The organism is Micromonospora humidisoli (genome assembly GCF_016900955.1).
Lineage (GTDB): Bacteria > Actinomycetota > Actinomycetes > Mycobacteriales > Micromonosporaceae > Micromonospora > Micromonospora wenchangensis.
Genome location: NZ_JAFEUO010000005.1, coordinates 218,192 through 237,868 on the forward strand (window position 1 = coordinate 218,192; position 19,677 = coordinate 237,868).

16 protein-coding genes are annotated in these 19,677 nt (G+C 74.6%); 8 read left to right on the forward strand and 8 right to left on the reverse strand.

All coding sequences use genetic code 11. From position 1 onward, the window contains the following. Positions 1 to 3 precede the first annotated feature (3 nt). From JQN84_RS19720 to JQN84_RS19735, 4 genes are read right to left on the reverse strand one after another with little or no spacing between them, the layout of a single operon-like run. Positions 4 to 366: a hypothetical protein gene (locus JQN84_RS19720; RefSeq protein ID WP_204959852.1), complete on the reverse strand. Its 363-nt coding sequence runs from the start codon at positions 364 to 366 to the stop codon at positions 4 to 6. Further along, the gene (locus JQN84_RS19725) at positions 363 to 1,226 is read right to left on the reverse strand and encodes a DODA-type extradiol aromatic ring-opening family dioxygenase (RefSeq protein ID WP_204959853.1); all 864 of its coding nucleotides are present in this window, start codon (positions 1,224 to 1,226) and stop codon (positions 363 to 365) included. The genes JQN84_RS19720 and JQN84_RS19725 overlap by 4 nt, the downstream gene beginning before the upstream one ends. 38 nt (positions 1,227 to 1,264) lie before the next feature. Further along, positions 1,265 to 2,062 carry a citryl-CoA lyase gene (locus JQN84_RS19730; RefSeq protein WP_204959854.1) on the reverse strand — a complete coding sequence of 266 codons (798 nt, stop codon included), beginning with the start codon at positions 2,060 to 2,062 and terminating at the stop codon, positions 1,265 to 1,267. Continuing rightward, positions 2,044 to 3,204 carry a CaiB/BaiF CoA transferase family protein gene (locus JQN84_RS19735; protein WP_204959855.1) on the reverse strand — a complete coding sequence of 387 codons (1,161 nt, stop codon included), beginning with the start codon at positions 3,202 to 3,204 and terminating at the stop codon, positions 2,044 to 2,046. Before JQN84_RS19735 ends, JQN84_RS19730 begins: the two co-directional genes overlap by 19 nt. Positions 3,205 to 3,453: 249 nt before the next feature. On the opposite strand from JQN84_RS19735, the gene JQN84_RS19740 reads away from it, so the two are divergent. Both JQN84_RS19740 and JQN84_RS19745 read left to right on the forward strand, forming a co-directional pair. Beyond that, positions 3,454 to 4,914: an amidohydrolase family protein gene (locus JQN84_RS19740; protein WP_204959856.1), complete on the forward strand. Its 1,461-nt coding sequence runs from the start codon at positions 3,454 to 3,456 to the stop codon at positions 4,912 to 4,914. 62 nt (positions 4,915 to 4,976) lie between these two features. Then, positions 4,977 to 5,795, forward strand: a complete 819-nt coding sequence (locus JQN84_RS19745; RefSeq protein ID WP_204959857.1) for an IclR family transcriptional regulator domain-containing protein — start codon at positions 4,977 to 4,979, stop codon at positions 5,793 to 5,795. Here JQN84_RS19745 and JQN84_RS19750 read toward each other — a convergent pair. Beyond that, positions 5,726 to 6,424, reverse strand: coding sequence for a TetR/AcrR family transcriptional regulator (locus JQN84_RS19750; protein ID WP_204959858.1), 699 nt, complete (start codon positions 6,422 to 6,424; stop codon positions 5,726 to 5,728). The two genes, JQN84_RS19745 and JQN84_RS19750, sit on opposite strands and share 70 nt — an antisense overlap. 150 nt (positions 6,425 to 6,574) lie before the next feature. Here JQN84_RS19750 and JQN84_RS19755 point away from each other — a divergent pair, with 150 nt between their 5' ends. Together JQN84_RS19755 and JQN84_RS19760 are read left to right on the forward strand one after the other, a co-directional pair. Continuing rightward, entirely contained in the window at positions 6,575 to 7,741 is a 1,167-nt protein-coding gene (locus JQN84_RS19755; protein WP_204959859.1) for an acyl-CoA dehydrogenase family protein, read from the forward strand. Then, entirely contained in the window at positions 7,731 to 8,870 is a 1,140-nt protein-coding gene (locus tag JQN84_RS19760; RefSeq protein ID WP_204959860.1) for a CaiB/BaiF CoA transferase family protein, read from the forward strand. Before JQN84_RS19755 ends, JQN84_RS19760 begins: the two co-directional genes overlap by 11 nt. A 104-nt stretch (positions 8,871 to 8,974) precedes the next feature. Here JQN84_RS19760 and JQN84_RS19765 read toward each other — a convergent pair whose 3' ends face one another. Continuing rightward, the gene (locus tag JQN84_RS19765) at positions 8,975 to 9,622 is read right to left on the reverse strand and encodes a DUF2238 domain-containing protein (RefSeq protein WP_204959861.1); all 648 of its coding nucleotides are present in this window, start codon (positions 9,620 to 9,622) and stop codon (positions 8,975 to 8,977) included. Between the two features lie 204 nt (positions 9,623 to 9,826). Between JQN84_RS19765 and JQN84_RS19770 the strand changes: the two genes are divergently transcribed. Beyond that, entirely contained in the window at positions 9,827 to 10,804 is a 978-nt protein-coding gene (locus JQN84_RS19770; RefSeq protein ID WP_204959862.1) for an ATP-binding cassette domain-containing protein, read from the forward strand. After that, a complete protein-coding gene (locus tag JQN84_RS19775) occupies positions 10,801 to 11,628 on the forward strand; it encodes an ABC transporter permease (protein WP_204959863.1) in 828 nt (275 codons plus the stop codon). The genes JQN84_RS19770 and JQN84_RS19775 overlap by 4 nt, the downstream gene beginning before the upstream one ends. Here the strand turns inward: JQN84_RS19775 and JQN84_RS19780 are convergent. Beyond that, positions 11,588 to 14,797 (reverse strand): ATP-binding protein, encoded by a 3,210-nt coding sequence (locus tag JQN84_RS19780; RefSeq protein ID WP_204959864.1) that lies wholly within the window; start codon positions 14,795 to 14,797, stop codon positions 11,588 to 11,590. The genes JQN84_RS19775 and JQN84_RS19780 overlap by 41 nt on opposite strands. Positions 14,798 to 14,811: 14 nt before the next feature. Continuing rightward, positions 14,812 to 15,966, reverse strand: coding sequence for an NHL repeat-containing protein (locus JQN84_RS19785; protein WP_204959865.1), 1,155 nt, complete (start codon positions 15,964 to 15,966; stop codon positions 14,812 to 14,814). Between the two features lie 272 nt (positions 15,967 to 16,238). Between JQN84_RS19785 and JQN84_RS19790 the strand changes: the two genes are divergently transcribed. Further along, positions 16,239 to 17,885, forward strand: a complete 1,647-nt coding sequence (locus tag JQN84_RS19790; protein WP_204960324.1) for an ABC transporter ATP-binding protein — start codon at positions 16,239 to 16,241, stop codon at positions 17,883 to 17,885. Next, complete coding sequence (locus tag JQN84_RS19795) at positions 17,882 to 19,615, forward strand: ABC transporter ATP-binding protein (RefSeq protein ID WP_204959866.1); 1,734 nt, start codon at positions 17,882 to 17,884, stop codon at positions 19,613 to 19,615. The genes JQN84_RS19790 and JQN84_RS19795 overlap by 4 nt, the downstream gene beginning before the upstream one ends. Positions 19,616 to 19,677: the final 62 nt, after the last annotated feature.

The window sequence follows — 19,677 nt, forward strand, 5'->3', positions numbered from 1 at the left end:
GCGTCAGGTGGCGATGTCGGGGTAGGGCAGCGAGAAGTGGGCCAGCCGCAGGCCGTACTGCTTCTGGTAGGCCATCGGCTCGGGGTGGTCCCGTTCGAACATGGCGATGAACAGGGTCAGGGTGAGGAAGGGGTGCGCACCGAGGGCGAAGAGCCTCACGTGGTCGTGGCTGGCCAGCGCGTCGCGTTCCTCGTCGGTGAAGCGCAGCCAGGTGCTCGCCTCACCGGCGTGGCAGTTGAGGACGGCGTTGGCCCGTTCGGCCTCCCACCAGGTCACCGTCGCGTGCGGGTCGGTGCGGTAGCGCTCGACCAGCTCCGGGTCGCGGTCGACGGTGTAGAGGAACTTGTCGACCAGGTAGCGGCTCATGCCGGCGCTCCGTTCGGGTACCAGGTGAAGTACGCCTCCATGGTGTGGAACAGGTCCAGGGTGTCCACGTGGTCGGCCTTGGCGCCCGCGCCGGCCACCCCCATCATCAGCATGAAGTCCATGAAGCCGTGGGTGGCGTTGCCGGGGGCGTGCAGGCTGTCCAGGGTCACCTCGGACAGGCAGCCGTCGAGGTCGCCGTTGGCGATCCACTCCACCGCCCGGCGGTCGAACTCCGGGTCCGGGCCCTGCGGGCCGAACTGGCGCGGCCCGCCCAGCTCCAGCGACAGGTGGCCGGTGCCGATGACGGCCACCCGCAGGTGGCTGGGCCAGCTCTCGACGATCTCCCGGATGGCCGCGCCGAGCTGCACGAACCGTTTCGGCTGCGGCAGCGGCGGGGCGAAGATGTTGGTGTAGATCGGCACGATCGGCAGGTCCGCCTCGGGCCGCAGCGTGATGATCGGGCAGGTGATGCTGTGGTCGATCCGTAGCTCGTTGCTGAAGGCCAGGTCGAACCCGGCGTCCAGGCCGGCGCGCAGCACGTGGGCCGACAGGTCCTCCTGGCCGCGCAGCAGCATCTTGGGCAGCCCGAACTCGCGTTCCTCGTTGTACCAGTTGGCGTCGTAGAACGGGGCCTTGCCGACCAGGAACTGCGGCATGTTGTCCAGCCAGAGCTGGTGGAAGTGGTCGGAGCCGACCATCACCAGCACGTCCGGCCTGGCCCGGGTGAGGGTCTCCCGGAAGGCGAGGATCTTGCGGGCCCACTCATCGGCGAACGGGGGCCGGTCCTCGCCGGTGGCGGTGGTGGCGCGGTAGTAGAACGGGTGGTGGGTGGAGGCGATGACCGCGACGACCTGGGCCATGGCCGCTCCTCTCGCAGACGGTAAAGGTGGTGGGGGGATCAGTCGGCGTCGTCCGGCACGTACCGGGCGTTGCGGTCGACGGTGTGGTAGATGTCCATGCCGAGCGGGCGGCGGCGCTCCTCGGCGAGGTGGCCGAGCAGACCGGCGGTGCGGGCCAGCAGGGCGAAGCCGCGTAGCAGGTCGATCGGCAGGCCGAGGTCGGCCAGGGCCGCGCCGCACACCCCCGCGCCGTTGAGCGGCAGGGTGCGGCCGAGCACCTGCGGGTGGACCCGGCCGATCGCCTCGAACAGCCGCAGGTGCGGCCCGCGCAGCCCCTCCTGCTCAGCGATCGCGATCAGCACCGGGGTGCGCGGGTCGGTCTCCTTGTGCACCGGATGGCCGAGCCCCGGCACCAGACGCCTGGCGGCGCGGGCGGCGCGCACCGCGTCCAGGGCGACGGCGTCCCAGCCGGCGTCGTCGGTGGGCGGGTCGGTGAGACCGGCGAGGGTGTCGGCGAGGAACCTGCCGCAGTCCTCGGTGACGCCGAGGAAGCGGGAGCCGCCGCCGAGCAGGCCGGCGGCGATCGCGCCCTGCAACGCCTCCGGCGCGCTGAGGTACGTCAGCCGGGCGGCGATCGCGGTGGGGGTGAAGCCGTGGTCGGCCAGGGCCACCAGGACGGTCTCGAAGACGCGTACCTCGCCGGGGCCGGGGCGACGCCCGGCGACCAACCAGAAGGCCAGTTCACCGAAGCCCACCCGGCCCATCAGGTCGCCGGCCAGGTCCTGACCGAGCAGCCGGATGGTGGTCGGGTCGGAGGTGCCGATCGAGGTCGGGAAGTCTAGCTGCCGGTCAGCCACGCGCGGATCTCCTCGCCGTGTTCGTCGAGCGCGGGCGGCGGGGTGCCGTACCGCGCGGGGGTGTCCGAAAGGGTGATCGGGTGCCGGATGCCGGGCACCGCGGCGGCGCCCTCGCCGACGGTGACCACCGGGTCCAGCCCGAGGCGTTCGGCGAGGGCGACCCCGCCGTCGATGGTGTTGATCGGGGCGCAGGGCACCCCGGCGGCCATCAGGTCGGTGAACCACTCGTCGCGGGTGCGCCGGCGCAGCCGTTCGACCAGCAGCGGGCGCAGCTCCTCCCGGTTGGCGGTGCGGTCCTGGTTGCGGGTGAACCGGGGGTCGTCGACCAGCTCCGGCAGGTCGAGCACCTGGCAGAGCCGGCGGAACTGCCCGTCGTTGCCGGCGATGACGATCAGCTCGCCGTCGGCGACCGGCAGCGGCTCGTACGGGAAGAGGCTGGGGTGGGCGTTGCCCATCCGGAAGGGCACCACTCCGCCCGCGACGTAGCCGCTGCTGTGGTTGACCAGGCCGGACAGCGCCGAGGAGAGCAGGTTGACCTCGACGTGCTGGCCGCGCCCGGAGTCGTGCCGGTGGTGCAGGGCGGCGAGGATGCCGATCGACGCGTGCAGCCCGGCCATCACGTCGAACACGGAGATGCCGGCCCGGTAGGGCGGGCCGTCCGGGTCACCGGTGAGGCTCATCAGTCCGGAGATCGCCTGCACCATCAGGTCGTAACCCGGGTAGGCCGCGCCCGCGCCGGTGCCGAAGCCGCTGATCGAGGCGTAGACCACCCGCGGGTTGCCGGCGGCCACGGTGTCGTAGTCCAGGGCGAAGCGGCGCAGCCCGCCGGGCTTGAAGTTCTCGATCAGCACGTCGGCGCGGGCGGCCAGCTTGTGCGCCACGGCCAGGTCGTCGGGGTCCTTGAGGTCGAGCGCGATGGACCGTTTGTTGCGGTTGATGCCGAGGTAGTAGGTGGAGACGTCGTCGCGGACCGGGGGCATCCAGGTGCGGGTGTCGTCGCCGCCGGGCCCCTCCACCTTGATCACCTCGGCGCCGAGGTCGGCCAGCAGCATGGTGGCGTACGGCCCGGCGAGGATGCGGGAGAAGTCGGCCACCACGACGCCGTGCAGCGGACCGGTCCGGCCCGGTGTCTCCTCTGCCATACCCCACCCCTCACGTTGACCGCCAGGCGGACGAATGTCCGCTGAGCCAGTTTCCCGACGAGCCCGGGGGACGTCAACCACCCCGAAGGAATTCTCGGGAAACTCCCAGCTCTACGCCCTGGTAAACGACCAGACATGCGACGGTAACGTGCCCTTGACATGGCCGGTGACCGGTAACACACTGGCGAAACCTGAACTGACCGTACAGCGGACAAGCGTCCGCAAGCACCCCGAACGGAAGTGGCGGCGATGAGCGCGAACGAGGGGCGGACACCGGCGGCGGGCCAGCCGGTGGTGTTCCGCAACGGCCTGGTGCTGACCATGGACGACGCCCGCACGGTGCTCCCCCGCGCCGACGTGCTGGTGATCGACGACCGGATCGCCGCCGTCGGCCCGGAACTGGCCGTGCCCGAGGGCACCTGGGAGATCGACGCGGCCGGCGGCATCGTCATGCCCGGCATGATCGACACCCACCGGCACATGTGGCAGACCGCGATGCGCGGCTACGGCGCCGACTGGACACTGACCCAGTACTTCGTCTGGTACTACCTGGAATCCGGCAAGCTGTTCCGCCCCGAGGACGTCCACGCCGGCAACCTGCTCGCCGCCATCGAAGCGATCGACGCCGGGGTCACCACCACCGTGGACTGGTCACACGGCCTGCAGACCCCGCAGCACGCCGACGCCGCCGTCGACGCCCTGGAGGCGGTGCCGGGCCGGTTCGTGCTCGCCTACGGCAACCTGCAACAGGGGCCGTGGCAGTGGGCCACCACCCCCGAGTTCCGCGACTTCGTCACCCGCCGCATCCACGGCCGGGGCGACCGGCTCGGCTTCCAGATGGCCTTCGACGTCACCGGCGACCCGGCCTTCCCCGAGCGGGCCGCCTTCGAGGTCGCCCGGGACCTCGGCGTGCCGGTCACCACCCACGCCGGGGTATGGGGGGCCACCAACGACGACGGCATCCGGCTCATGCACGAGCACGGGTTCATGACCGAGTCGACCGTCTACGTGCACGCCGCCACCCTCAACCGCGACTCGTACCACCGGATCGCGGCCACCGGCGGCTCGGTCTCGGTGTCCACCGAGAGCGAGCAGAGCGCCGGCCAGGGCTACCCGCCCACCTGGCAGCTGCGCCACCACGACATCCCGGTCTCGCTGTCCATGGACACCAGCGTCTGGTGGAGCGGCGACCTGTTCTCCGCGATGCGCGCCACGCTCAGCGCCGACCGCTCCCGGGAACACCTCGAGGCGCACGGTCGACAGGAGACCGTCACCCACTGTCACCTGCGTGCCGAGCAGGTGGTGGAGTGGGCCACCCGGGGCGGTAGCCGGGCGCTCGGCCTCGACCACCTCGTCGGCGCCCTCACCCCGGGCCGCCGGGCGGACGTGGTGCTGATCAAGAACGACCGGTCGCCGGTGATGTTCCCGATCCTGCACCCGTACGGCCACGTGGTGTTCCAGGCCCAACGCGGCGACGTGCACACCGTGCTGGTCGACGGTCGGGTGGTCAAGCACGAGCACCGGCTGGTCGACGTCGACCTCGCCGCCGCCCGCGCCGCCGTGGAACGCACCGTCGAGCACCTCACCGACGCCATGGGCGTCGACGCCTGGGAGAAGGGGATGAACCCGGACGTCCCCGAGACGGCGGTGCTGGACAACCCCTACACCTACACCGAGTGGGACGCCGGCTCGGCACAGTGGAAACATTAGCCATCCGACGCACCCGGCGGGTGACCGCCCGCCGGGTGCGGGGCAGCCAGCGAAGGGACTCCATGGGGCGCGAGACCGGAACCGACTTCATCGAGGCGCTGGCGCGCGGCCTCGACGTGCTGCGCTGCTTCCGGCCGGGCCAGCCGACGATGACGCTCAGCGAGATCGCCGCGGTGACCGGGCTGGCCCGCCCCACCGTCCGCCGCATCCTGCTCACCCTGGAGGAACTGGGCTACGTGCGGGCCGCCGACCGGGGCTTCGCGCTCACCCCCCGGGTGCTGGAGCTGGGCGTGGCGTACGTCAACTCGCTGAGCATCTGGGACGTCGCCCGCCCGCACATGCGGCAGCTGGTGACCGAGACCGACGAGTCGACCTCACTGGCCCAGCTCGACGGCAGCGACATCGTCTACGTGTCCCGGGTGGCGGTGCCCAAGATCGTCACACTCGCGGTGACCATCGGCACCCGGTTCCCGGCCGTGGCCACCTCGATGGGCAAGGTGCTGCTGGCCGCCCTCACCCCGGCGGAACTCACCGCCGTGCTGGCCGTGCCGAGCCGCTCCGGCATCGCCGCCCGCTGGCAGCCCGACCGCGACGAGCTGGACCGGGAACTGCGTGAGGTGCGGGCGCGCGGCTGGGCCCTGGCCGACCAGGACCTGGCTGCCGGCATCCGGTCGGTCGCCACCGGGGTACGCGACGGCGACGGCCGGGTGGTGGCCGCGCTCAACGTCACCGTGCACGCCGCCGAGACCTCACTGGAGCGGCTCACCGACGACCACCTGCCCCGCCTGCTGCGCACCGCCGCCGCGATCAGTCAGGACTGGGCCCGGCTCGACACCGTGCCGATGGCGGTGCGACGACCCGAGCCGGTCCCGCCGGCCTGAGCCGCCCGCGCCGAGCCGACGATCGCCGGATAGACCTGCTCCACGATGGTCAGCAGGGTGGCGGTCAACAGCAGGTGCACCTGGTCACGGTCCAGCGCGCCCCGCTGGAGCCACTCCCTGGCGGTCGAGATGGCCAGCCCGCCGTACGCCCGGATCATGCCGCGCAGCTCGGCCCGGCAGGTCGTGGCGTCGGCCAGCCCCACCGCGACGAGCACGCTGTCCGCGGCGACCTCCTCGGCCTCGGTGAGCACCCGGGCGACGTCGGCGTCGTGGCCCATGTCGCCGGCGGTCACGGCGGCCAGCCAGGAGTCCCGGTGCCGGGAGACCACGTCGAGGAACCAGGTGACGCTGGCGTCGACCCGGGTGCGCAGGTCGCCGTCGGGCAGCCGTTCGACGGCGACCCCGGGCACCGTCACCATCACCCGGACGACCTCCAGGTAGAGCTGCTTCTTGGTGCCGAAGTAGTGGTTGATCAGGCCCCGGGCCACCCCGGCCTCGCGGGCGACGTCGGTGGTCGACACGTCCGCGTACGGGCGCGCGCCGAACAGCCGTACCGCGCAGGCGAGGATCTGTCCCCGCCTGGCGTCAGGCTCCAGCCGTCGTCGCCGGGGGTCGGTGTCAACGCTCATCCGCCGAACCCTATCGGCAGGTCGGCGCGGCGTGTCCCGGGTCGGCGGGCCGGGCCCGTCACCCGGGCGGCGACCGGCGGCGACCGGGCCGACGACGGACGATGATCAAGGATTGTTGACACGTCGCCAACAGGGCGTGAGGGTGGAACCATGCCGACGCCTGGACTCGACACCTACACCCCGCCGTGGCGCGCGCCCGAACACGACGACCTCGCCGACCTCGCCCGGGACTTCTTCACCCGGGAGGTGCTGCCGCACACCGAACGGCTGCTGGCGCAGGGCCACCCCGACCGTGACCACTACCGGCGCGCCGGCGAGCTGGGCCTGCTCGGCCTGTCCGTGCCCGAGGAGTACGGCGGGGGCGGCGGCGGCTTCACCCACGAGGCCGTCCTGCTGCACGAGCAGACGCACGTCGGGGAGAGCACCCTCGGGCTGGCCGTGCACAGCGGCATCGTCACCGGCTACCTGGTCGCCTACGGCAGCGCCGAGCAGAAACGGCGCTGGCTGCCCGGCCTGTGCCGGGGGGAACTCGTCGGGGCGATCGCGATGACCGAACCCGACGGCGGCTCCGATCTACAGGCGATGCGGACCCGGGCCGTGCGCGACGGCGACGACTACCTGGTCACCGGGGCCAAGACGTTCATCAGCAACGGCGGCCTCGCCGACCTGGTCATCCTGGCCGTCAAGACCGACCCGACGCAGGGCGCCGCCGGCATCTCCCTGCTGGTCTGCGAGGTCGACGCAGAGCCCGAGGGATTCCGGCGGGGCCGGCTGTTGTCCAAGATCGGGCTGCACGGCAACGACACCGCCGAGCTGTTCTTCGACGGGCTGCGGGTGCCGGCGGCGAACCTGCTCGGCGGGGCCGAAGGGCTCGGGTTCGGCCAGATGATGCGGCAGCTCCCCCAGGAACGCCTGGTCATCGGCATCGGCGCGGTGGCGGCGATGCAGCGGGCCGTCGAGCTGACCACCGCGTACGTCAAGGAACGCACCGCCTTCGGCAAACCGCTGATCGGCCACCAGAACACCCGGATGGTGCTCGCCGAGTGCGCCACCCGGACCCGGGTCAGCCGGGTGTTCCTCGACGACTGCATCGGCCGGCACGACCGTGGCGAGCTGGACGTGGCCACCGCGGCGATGGCGAAGGCCTGGCTCACCGAGGGACAGTGCGAGGTCGTCGACAGGTGTCTGCAACTGTTCGGCGGCTACGGCTACACCACCGAGTACCCGATCGCCCGGATGTACGCCGACGCCCGGGTGCAGAAGATCTACGGCGGCACCAACGAGATCATGAAGGAGCTGATCGCCCGTGCCCTGTGACCCCGACGCGCCCACCGGCGGACCGCTCGCCGGGGTACGGGTCGTGGAGCTGGCCAGCCTGGCCCCGGCCCCGTTCGGCTGCATGGTGCTGGCCGACCTCGGCGCGGACGTGGTGCGCGTCGACCGGCCGGGCGGCGTCGGCCCGGGACGGCTCAGTGTCCCGGCGACCGGCCCGCTGCACCGGGGGCGGCGGGTCACCACGCTGGACCTGAAGACCCCCGCCGGGGTGGCCGACCTGCTGCGCCTGGTCGACCGGGCCGACGTGCTGGTCGAGGCGTACCGGCCGGGGGTGGCCGAGCGGCTCGGTTTCGGGCCGCGGACCTGCCGGGACCGCAACCCCCGCCTGGTGTACGCCCGGATGACCGGCTGGGGGCAGGACGGCCCGCTGGCCGCCCGCGCCGGGCACGACATCGACTACATCGCGCTGGCCGGCGCGCTGGAGCCGCTGGGCCGCCCCGGCCACCGCCCGCACGCCCCGCTGAACCTGCTCGGCGACTTCGCCGGGGGTGGGATGCTGCTCGCGACCGGGGTGCTGGCCGCGCTGCTGGAACGGGAACGCTCCGGCCTCGGGCAGGTGGTCGACGCCGCGATGGTCGACGGGTCGGCGCTGCTCACCGCGTTCCTGCACGGGATGCTCGGCGCGGGCCGGTGGACCGCGCCCCGGGGCGGCAACCTGCTCGACGGCGGGGCACCGTTCTACGACACCTACCGCACCGCCGACGACCGGTTCGTGGCGGTGGGCGCGCTGGAACCGGCCTTCTACACCGCGCTGCTGACCGGGCTCGGCCTGGCCGACGACCCGACGCTGCCCGCCCAGTACGACCCGGCCGGCTGGCCGGAGCTGCGGCGGCGGTTCACCGCCCGGTTCGCCGAGCGCACCCGCGACGAGTGGACGGCTGTCTTCGCCGACCGCGACGCCTGTGTCGCGCCGGTGCTCGCCCCCACCGAGGCGCACCGCCATCCGCACAACGCCGCCCGGGGGACGTTCGTCGAGGTGGACGGCGCGGTGCAGCCGGCCCCTGCGCCCCGGTTCGCCCGGACCCCCGCGCCGCCGCCCCGACCCGCGCCGGACCCGGCCGAGCCGCTGGACGTCGCCACGGTCCTCGACACCTGGGCCGACCGACCGTGACCTGCCGACCCGGCCGGCCGGCGACCACCGGTCCGGCGCCCGACCGGGTGTGGCGGTGGGCGACCGGCGGGCAGTCGAGCCGGAGCGGCGACGGACCGGGCCGGTCAGCCCACCGGGACGGCGGGAGCCGGGCGGGCGGGGGTGGCGGCCGGTAGCTGGCGGTCGTGCCACCGGCTGAGCAGGGCCAGCGAGGTGACCGCCCCGACCAGCGCGAGGAACATGTCCCACTGGGTGTCCCAGACGTCGCCCTGGGTGCCGAGGAAGTCGTCGGCGGCGGCGCCACCGGCCACCGAGGACCACCACTCGATCATCTCGAAGAAGGCGCTGAAGGCCAGGCAGGCGCAGACCACCAGCGGGGCGAGCCACCGGCTGCCGCGCAGCGGGGACCGGCGGACGAGGATCTCGCGGACCAGGATCGCCGGGACGAAGCCCTGCACGAAGTGCCCGAGCCGGTCGTACGGGTTGCGGGAGAGGTCGAGCGCGTCGCGTACCCAGTCGCCCAGCGGGACCCGCGCGTACGTCCAGTGGCCGCCGACGACGAGGACCAGCGCGTGCGCCGCCAGCAGGCAGCACAGCAGGGTGGTCAGCGGGAACCGCCGCCACACCAGCAGCACCACCGGCACGCCGACGAGCACCCAGACCGTCTCCAGCAGCCAGGTCAGCCGGTCGTACGGCCGAATGCCGGACAGCACCAGCGCCGCGACGACGAGACCCAGCAGCACCGGCGGGACGAGGGTACGGGCCCGGGGCACGGCGACCACCTGTTCGATGCGTGGGGGCCGCCCAGTCGCCGCCCGGCCGCCGACGATAACAGCGCCCGCACCCGGTCGCGGTCGCCGGGCCGGATGCTCCCCGCCGGCCCTGACCCGTCCGCTGCTGACCCCCGGGCGGGGGCGTCAGCGGCGTGTCGGTGGCATGTCGGCGCGGTGTCAGCCGGCCGGCGCACGCTGCACGGCATGACAGCTGAACTGATGATCGAGGCCGAGGGCCTGGTCAAGTCCTTCGGCCGCACCCGGGCGTTGCAGGGGGTGGACCTCGCCGTGCCCCGGGGCACCGTGCTCGGGGTGCTCGGCCCCAACGGGGCCGGCAAGACCACCGCCGTGCGCATCCTGTCCACGCTGCTGACCCCGGACGCCGGCACCGCCCGGATCAACGGCCTCGACGTGGTACGCCAGGCCGAGCGGGTCCGGCAGTCCATCGGCCTCACCGGCCAGTACGCCTCGGTCGACGAGGACCTGACCGGGCGGCAGAACCTGGAACTGTTCGGGACGCTGCTGGAACTCGGCCGGGCCGGCGCGCGGCGGCGGGCCGCCGAACTGCTCGACTGGTTCGACCTGACCGCCGCCGCGAACCGGCCGGCCAAGACCTACTCCGGTGGGATGCGCCGCCGGCTGGACCTGGCCGCCAGCCTGGTCGGCTCACCGGAGGTGATCTTCCTGGACGAGCCGACGACCGGCCTCGACCCGGCCAAGCGCGAGGACATGTGGGACGTGGTCCGGTCGCTGGTGGCCAACGGGGCGACCGTGCTGCTCACCACGCAGTACCTGGAGGAGGCCGACGCGCTGGCCGACGCGATCACGGTGATCGACCACGGCCGGGTCATCGCCCACGACACCCCGGACGGGCTCAAGCGGGTCGTCGGCGGGCAGACCCTGGAGGTGCGCCCGACCGACCCGGCACAGCTGGCCCCGACGGCGGCGATCCTGTCCGCGGTGGGCTCCGGCGCACCCGCCGACGAGATCCGCAGGGGTGTGCTCGCGGTGCCGGTCACCGACGACTCCGCGCTGACCGCGAGCGTCGCCCGGCTGGCCGCCGCCGGCATCGCGGTCACCGAACTCTCGCTGCACCTGCCCAGCCTCGACGAGGTCTTCTTCACCCTCACCGGCCGTACCGCGGCCGACGACGACACCACCCGTACGGAGGTCGCCGCATGAGCACCCTGACCGGCACCCCGCCGCGCACCGGGCCGACGCTGTCCACCGTCGTGGCGCACCCCCGGCCGCTGCGCCTGCTGCGGCACTCGCTGGCGTTGGCCAAACGCAGCCTGATCAAGACCTGGCGCACCCCGGAGGCGTTGATCGACGTCACCCTGCAACCGGTGCTGTTCCTGGTCATCTTCGTGTACGTCTTCGGCGGCGCGGTCGCCGGCTCCACCCACGACTACCTCCAGTACCTGCTGCCGGGCATCCTGGCGCAGACCATCGCCACCGGGTGCATCGCGATCGGCGTCAACCTCAACACCGACATCGCCAAGGGCATCTTCGACCGGTTCCGGTCGCTGCCCGTCCCCCGGTCCGCACCGCTGGTCGGCGCGGTGTTCGGCGACGTGGTGCGGTACGTGATCGTGACCGTCTCGACCCTGGGGATCGGCTACCTGCTCGGCTTCCGGGTCGAGTCCGGCCCGGTGCGGGCCCTCGCCGGGTGCCTGCTCGCGGTGCTGTTCGCGCTCTGCCTGAGCTGGCTGCCGGTCTACGTCGGGATGAAGGTCCGCACGCCGGGCGCGGTGCAGGGGGTGATGTTCGCGCTGATCATGCCGTTGAGCTTCGCGTCCAACGTGTTCGTCGACGCCGGCACCCTGCCCGGCTGGATGCAGGCGGTGGTGACGGTCAACCCGCTGACCCACCTGGTGACGGCGATGCGCGGACTGTTCCTCGGCACCCCGGTCGGCAACCACGTGTGGTGGACGCTGCTGTGGTGCGCCGGCTTCGTGGCGGTGTTCATGCCACTGGCGCTGCGCGCGTACCGTCGGCGGGTCTGATCCGGCCGAGCAGGTCGTCCATCAGCTCGTCGATGCGGGCGGCGGCCGCGGGGGCCGGCCGCGCCCGCCACCCGGCCAGCAACGGCTCCCGCCGCGCCTCGTCACCGAGGGCGGCGGTGAGCCGTTCCCCGATGCCCGACGGGAAGAACGCCGCCGAGTTGCTGCCCAGCCGGGTGCCGAGCGCGAACAGCTCCCGGGCGGTCCCGACGTCGTCGCGCCAGGCGGCGAGTTCGGCACCGCCCAACGCCCAGGTCCCGATCACCGGCAGGTCCCGCGACGACAGCGCCTCCGCGCCGGCGGTGGCCAGCAGCTCGGTGGCGCGCAGCTCGACGTCGCGCCGGGCGGCCGGCCACACCTCGGCGATCCGCAGGCGCAGCACCGCCACCGCGACCCGCAGCACCACCCGGGGCTGCGGCGGCGGGCCGGTCCAGCCGGCCAGCGAGCGGACCACCGCGTCGGCGTGGTCGAGCGCCTCGGCGTGCCGCCCGCGCTGCCAGGCGAGGCGGGCCAACCCCAGGCCCGCCTGCGCGGTCTCCACCTCCTCCCCCCGGCCGGGGGTCGCCGTCTCGACCAACCGCCGCTCGGCCGCCGGGTCACCGCGCAGCGCGAGCTGCACATCCAGCACCACCCGGGCGGCGCGGACGTCCTGGGTGGCGCCGATCAGTTCCATGTGGTGCACGCCGCGCGCCAGCCACTCGGTGGACCCGCCGTCGGTGGGGGTCAGGCCGTGCCCGACGACCTGCGCCGCCATCGCCATCCCCCAGTGGTCGCCGGCCGTCTCGAACCGGCGGTACGCCTGCTCGGCGTCGGCCACCGAGGCCGTCGGCAGACCCCCGCTGTCCCCGATCGCCGCGCGGGCGAACAGGCCGAAGCCCTGCACGTACGGGTCGGGATGCTCGATCAGGGTGGTGGTGCCCGGCAGCGCCTGCTCCGGGTCGAGCTGGTCGAACGCCGGCAGCACCGAGGCGAGCACCGCGTGCCGGGAGGAGACCTCCCGGGGCCGCTCGGCCAGCAGCCGGCGCAGCGCCCGGCGGGCGAGCACGGCGAGCCGCAGCGGGCCGGTGATGCCGGCGTTGACCACCACCAGCAGGCACATCCAGGCCAGCCGGTCGGCGTCGGGCAACGACCGGCCGCTGGCCCGGCCGGAGACGATCGCCGAGCCGCGTCGCCGCTCGGGGGCGTCGAGGTGCAGCAGGCCCCGGGACCAGCCGGAGACCTCCAGGTGCAGGCCCCGCACCGCCCACAGGTGGAACAGCGGGGTGGCGATGTCCACCACCGCCGGTTCGTCGTCGTGCCCGGCCGCCCACCGCAGGCCGGCGACGAGATTGTCCTGCTCGGCGGCGCACCGGTCGAACGCGTCGAGCTGGTCGGTACCGATGAACCGGTCGAGCAGCCCGACCGCCTGCCGCCGGGCCCAGCCGACCAGGCCGGCCATGGCCGGGGCACGGTCACCGGCGGCGTCGAGCCGGGCCTCGCCGTACTCGCGGACGGTCTCCAGCATCCGGTAGCGGGGTGGGCCGTCGCTCTCGACGAGGGTCAGCAGGGACTGTTCGACCAGCCGCGCCAGCCCACGCCGGACGTCGGGGAGGCCGGCGACGGCGGCGGCGAGGTCGGCGGTGAACGGGGCGGGAACCACCGCGACCCGCTGGAGCAGGTCCCGGTCGGCGGGGGCGAGCAGTTCCCGGCTCCAGTCGACCATCGCCCACAGGCTCGCGTGCCGCTCCGGCAGGCCGCGCAGCGCGGCGTCGAGCAGCGCGAACCGGTCGGTCAGCCCGGCGAGCACGTCGTCGATCGGCATGTGCCGCAGCCGGGCGGCGGCCAGTTCGAGGGCCAGCGGCAGGTTGTCCAGCCGGTGGCACAGCGCCAACGCCCGGTCGGTGTCCCAGGTGGGCACCGCACCCCCGGCGCGGGCCCGGGACTCGACAAGCGCCACCGCGTCGGCGTCGGGCAGCACGGTCAACCGGTGGACCCGCTCCCCGGCCAGGCCCAGCGGCGCCCGGCTGGTCGCCAGCACGGCCACCTCCGGTGGGCTCACCGCGAGCAGGTCCGCGACGACCGCCGCCACCGGGTCCAGCAGGTGTTCACAGTTGTCCAGCACCACCAGGCCGTCGAGATCCGGCGCCAGGGCACGCAGCCGCTCCTGCGGGGTGAGCACCCGGCGGTCGAGGCCCAGGGTGCCGCCGGCCGTCGTGGTGTCCGCCCCGCCAAGGGTCGCCAGGACGGCGGGCAGCACCTCCTCGGCGGCCCGCAGGCCGGCCAGTTCGATCACCCGGGCCGGTCGTCCGGTCGCCACCGCCCGGCGTACCACCTCGGCGGCGAGCCGGGTCTTGCCCGCGCCGCCGGTGGCCACGACGGTCACCAGGGCCGCCTCGGTGAGCGCCGCCTGCACCGCCTCGACGTCGTGCTCCCGGCCGACGAGCGCGGTCACCGACCGCCGCCATGCCGCCGGCAGGGCCGTCCGGGCCGGCGACGCCGGGGCGGCCGGGGGGCTCAGTTCACCCCGCAGCAACGCCAGGTGGACCTCGCTGATCACCGGCGACGGGTCGGTGCCGTAGCGGTCGGCCAGCTCGGTGCGCAACCGCGCGAGCACCTCCAGGGCCTCGGCGTCGCGCCTCTGGGCGGCGAGCATCCGGACCAGCAGGGCGGCCGACGGCTCGTCCGGCGGGATCCGCGCCACCAGCCGCCGCAGGTCGCCGTCGTCGTACGGGCCGGGGCCGGTCAGCGCCGCCTCGGCGCGTAACGCGACCACGTCGGCGAACAGCCGGCTGGTCTCCCCGGTGTCCCACTGCGGCACCTCGGGGAACAGCGCCCGGGCCGCCTCGGCGGCGTCCCGGGCGGCCGGGCCGGCACCGTCGCGCAGAGCGGCCCGGCCCCGCTCCAGCAACGACCGGGCCGCGACCGCGTCGACGGTGACCTGCTCGGCGGGCAATCGGTAGCCACCCGGCACGGCGAGCACCGGGAGCCCGAGCCGGCGGACCCGGGAGACCAGGGCCTGCACCGCGCCGGTCGCGTCGTCCGGCGGCGTGCCGTCCCACACCGCGTCCACCAGCAGCGGGGTGGAGACCGCCCGGCCCCGCGCGTCGACCAGCGTGCGGATCACGGCGGCGAGCCGTTCGCCCCGGATCGGCCGGCCGTCGACAGTGAGCGGGCCGAGGATGCTGATCTGCACGGGTCCAGCATCCCTCACCGGGATGCCGCTGCGTCGTCGTCCCCGGGCCAGCGGTGGGCCGACCGCGCCCGGACGACCCCGACCAGCACCGCCAGCAGCAGGCCGGCGACGATCACCCCGACCCCCAGCAGCAGTGACCGGGTCCCGCCGACGGCCGCCCGGGGACCGGCGGCGGGGGCCGCGCCCGGGGACACCGCCGTCGGGGACGCGCTGGACGCTGCCGGTGCCCGGTCGGATGCCGTCGGGGCGGGCGGGGACGACGCGGCCGGTGTGCGGGCCGCCGGGCGGGCGTAGCGCAGCACCGTCGGCCGGGTGCCGGGCGGCTGGCCGGCGGTCTCGGAGACGGTGAGCAGGAAGCGGCCGTCGCGGCTGTAGCTGACCGACTCGCCCTGCGGCTCGTCGGGCAGCGCCACGATCCGGGGCGTGCCGCCGGTCAGCGCGGCCACCACGTCGCCGTCGGTGACCTCGTACTCGAAGGCGTCGGCGTAGCTGCGCAGCACCACCGCACGGCCGTCCGGGGCTACGGCCCCGCCGGTGACCAGCCGGCGGCCGAAGAACGAGTACGGGTTCGGGGTGGTGGTGAGCGGCAACCGGACCTGCCCGGCCAGCGTCAACGGCACGGTCGCGCCGGCCCGCAGCGGCCCGGCCGGCAGGTAGACGCCGGCGCTGCCGCCCTGTTTGGTCACCACCACCGGGCGGCCGGCCCCGTCGAGCAGCAGCGCCTCCGCGTCGTGTGCCCCGTCGGGGTAGGTCAGGCGGTGCAGCACCGGTCGACGGGCTCCGGGCGGCAGTGTCCACAGCGCCACCGTCGACCGGGTCCGGTCGTTGTCGCCGATGTCGGCGACCCAGACCGTGCCGTCCGGGCCGACCGCCAGGTCCTCGGTGTCGCGGGGCCGCGACGGGTAGGCCACCGTCCGCACGACCGCGCACCGGGTGTCGAGGAAGAAGATGCGGCGGTGGGACGCCTCGTCGGCACCGTCGTTGACCATCACGAACCCGGAGTCGGTGGCCACCATGCCGGAGATCTCGGTCAGCCGCCCGTCGCGGATCCGGCACACCGTGGGCGGCGTCGCCGCGCGGGCCGGGCCGGGGACGGCCACCGTCGCCGTGCCGACCACGAGCAGCGCGGTGAGCAGCGCCGACCCACGGGTGGCCGTCCGCCACGCCATCGACCCTCCCCCGCCGTGGCCGGCGACGCCCGCCGCCGACGATCCGAACACAGGAGCTTGCCGGTCGTCGTACGCCGCGTCAACGCCGCCACCGGGCCGGGCACTGAGGTGTACGCCACCGCGCGGTGGCCCCGGACGGGCCGGTGCGGCCGGCGGCCGGTGACTAGCCTGGGTCGGTGCCTCCACGCCTGCCCCATCCGGACCCGGGCACCCCGGACACGGCGGGGCCGCTGCGGTACATCTGGTGGCTGGTCCGCTGCCAGCCGTGGCGGGTGCTGCGCGGCTCGCTGTTCGGCACGGCCTGGATGGTGGGGCTGTCGGTGCGGCCGTTCCTGGTCGCCCGCGCCGTCGACGACGGGCTGCGCACCGGCGACCTACGGGCGTTGCTCGGCTGGGTCGCCGCGATCGTGGCCGCCGGGGCGGTGTTGGCCTGGCTGGGCATCATGCGGCACCGGACGATGACGTTCATCCGCGAGGACGCCAGCGCCCGCTCGGCGGCCGTGCTGCTGCGGCAGCTCGCCCGGGTCGGCGCGGTTCTCCCCCGCCGGCTCGCCGCCGGTGACGTCGCCACCGTCGGCGGGTACGACATCGTGCGCACCTCGCAGGTGCTCACCCTGACCGGCCCGGGGGTGGGGGCGGTGCTGGCGTACGCGGTGGCGGCCGTGGTCCTCTGGTCGATCGACCCGGTGCTGGCGCTGGTGACGCTGCTCGGGGTGCCGGTGGTCGCGTTGGTCGTCGGCCCGCTGCTGCGCCGCCTGGAGCGGGCCGAGGCGGTCTACCGGCAGCAGCAGGGCGAGCTGACCACCCGGGCCGACGACATCGTCGCCGGCCTGCGGGTGCTCGCCGGGGTCGGCGGCCGGCACCTGTTCGCCCGCCGGTACGCCGCCCGGTCGCAACGGCTGCGGGCCGAGGGTTACCGGGTCGGCGCGGTGCTCAGCTGGGTCGACGCGCTGACCACGGTCATCCCGGGCGTGTTCCTCGCCGTGGTGGTGTGGTTGGCCGCCCGCACCGCCGTGGCGGGCGGGATCACCGTCGGGCAACTGGTGGCCGTCTACGGCTACGTGGCCGTGCTCATCGTGCCGGTCTGGTTCCTGCTGGAGGGCAGTTACCAGCTGATCCAGGGCCGGGTCGCGGCCCGGCGGATCGTCGACCTGCTCCGGCTCGACCCCGACCCGGTGGGCGGCCCGCCGACATGTCCCGCCCCGGCCGGCCCGGCCCCGCTGCATGACCCGGACAGCGGGCTGACCGTCCCGGTGGGCCGGCTGGTCGGCGTCGCCGCCGACGACCCGGCCGACGCGGTGGCCCTGGCCGACCGGCTGGGCCGGTACGTCACCGGCGCGGTCACCTGGGGCGGAGTTGCGCTGACGGCCGTCGACCTCGACGAGGTGCGCTCCCGCATCCTCGTCGCCGACCACGACGGATACCTCTTCGCCGGGACGCTGCGGCAGGTCCTCGTCGGCCCGCACGACACCGTCGACGACGCCCGGATCGACGCGGCGTTGCACGTGGCGTCGGCCCGCGACATCGTCGAGGGGCTGCCCGACGGCCTCGACGCCCCGGTCGGCGAACGGGCCCGTACCCTCTCCGGCGGTCAGCGGCAGCGGGTCCGGCTGGCCCGTGCCCTGCTCGCCGACCCGGAGGTGCTGATCCTGGTCGACCCGACGTCGGCGGTGGACGCGCACACCGAGGCCCGGGTGGCGCAGCGCCTGCGGCAGGCCCGTACGGGACGCACGACGGTGTTGCTGAGCACCTCACCGGTGCTGCTCGGGCACGCCGACACGGTCGTCCACCTGCGCGCCGGCCGGGTCACCGGCACCGGGACGCACGCCGCGCTGCTGGCCGCCGACCCGGACTACCGGCGGCTGGTCTCCCGCACCAGCGGCACCGACGACACGCCTGCGGGGCGGACCGGCCGATGACGAAGCTGCCGGTCGCGGGCCCGACGGTGGTCCGGCGGGCCGCCCGTGACATGCTCGCGGGCGACCGGTGGGCGGTCGTCGGGGTGCTGGCGTTGCACAGCGCCGCCGCCCTCGCCGGGCTGGCCGCGCCGTGGCTGATCGGGCGGATCGTCGACCAGGTCACGGCCGGAGCCGGGGCGGGCGCGGTGGACCGGTCGGCGCTGGCCATCGGCGGTTGCGTGCTGGCGCAGGGGCTGCTCGCCCGCTACGCCCAGTACGCCGGGCACCGGTTCGGTGAGCGGGCGGTCGCCCGGCTCCGCGAGGACTTCGTGACCCGGCTGCTGGGCCTGCCCGTCTCGGTGGTCGAGCACGCCGGCACCGGTGACCTGGCCACCCGCAGCTCGGTGGACGTGTCCACGGTGGGCACCATGCTGCGCGACGTGGTGCCGGTGGTGGTCATCGCGGGGACCCAGTTGACGCTGCTGTTCGGCGCGGTGTTCCTGCTGGACCCGCTGCTCGGCCTGGTCGCGCTCGCCGGGCTCCCGTCGATCGCGATGGTGGTGCGCTGGTACCTGCGCCGGGCCGCCCCGGCCTACCTGGCCGAGGGGGCGGCGACGGCGGAGCTGACCGAGGCGCTCACCACGACCGCCGAGGGCGCGCGGACCATCGAGGCGCTGCGGTTGGGCGGCGACCGGGTCGCCCACGGCACCGCCCGGATCGGCGCGGTGTGGACCACCCGGCGGGCCACCCTCGCCCTGCGGTCGGTGTTCTTCCCGGTGGTGGAGGGCAGCTATCCGATCCCGATCGCCGCCGTGCTGATCACCGGGGGTGTGCTGCTGTCGCGGGGGCGGGTCAGTCTGGGTGAGGTGGTCGCCGCCGCGCTCTACCTGCAACAGGCGGTCGACCCGCTGGACCGGCTGTTGCTGTGGGTGGAGCAGGCGCAGCGCGGCATCGCCTCGTACGCCCGGGTGCTCGGGGTGGGGCAGGTGCCGCCGGAACCCCGGGGCCGGGCGGCTCTGCCCACCGGGCGCGTGGTGCAGGTGCGCGGGGCGACGTTCCGGTACGCGGACGGCCCGCAGGTGCTGCACGGCATCGACCTGACGGTCGCGGCGGGGGAACGGCTGGCCGTGGTCGGCCCCTCCGGGGCGGGCAAGTCCACCCTGGCCCGGTTGCTCGCCGGCATCGACGTGCCCGCCCGGGGGATGGTGAGCCTCGGCGGGGTCGCGGTCACCGACCTCGACCCGGCCGAACGCCGCCGCCGGATCGCCCTGGTCACCCAGGAACACCACGTCTTCCTCGGTACGCTGCGGGACAACCTGGCGTTCGCCGCGCCGGGCGGCACCGACGCGCAGTTACGGGCGGCCCTGGCCGCGGTGGGGGCCGACTGGTACGCCGACCTGCCGGACGGTCTCGACACTCCGCTCGGGGCCGGGGTGCGCGACCTGGGCCCGGCCGAGGCCCAGCAGGTGGCGCTGGCCCGGCTCGTGCTGGCCGACCCGGACATCCTGATCCTCGACGAGGCGACCGCCGCGTTGGACCCGACGACCGCCAGGCGCACCGAACGGGCGCTCGGTGCGGTGCTGGCCGGCCGTACGGTGATCGCCATCGCGCACCGGCTCAACACCGCGCACGACGCCGACCGGGTTGCGGTGCTGGAGGACGGCCGGATCACCGAGATCGGCCGGCACGACGACCTGGTCGCCGCCGACGGCGTCTACGCCTCCCTCTGGCGTTCCTGGCACGGCCACTGACCGGCCACCACCAGTTCGAAAGTTTTCCCTGCCCATGTAGCCCATGGGCAGGGGTTCGACGC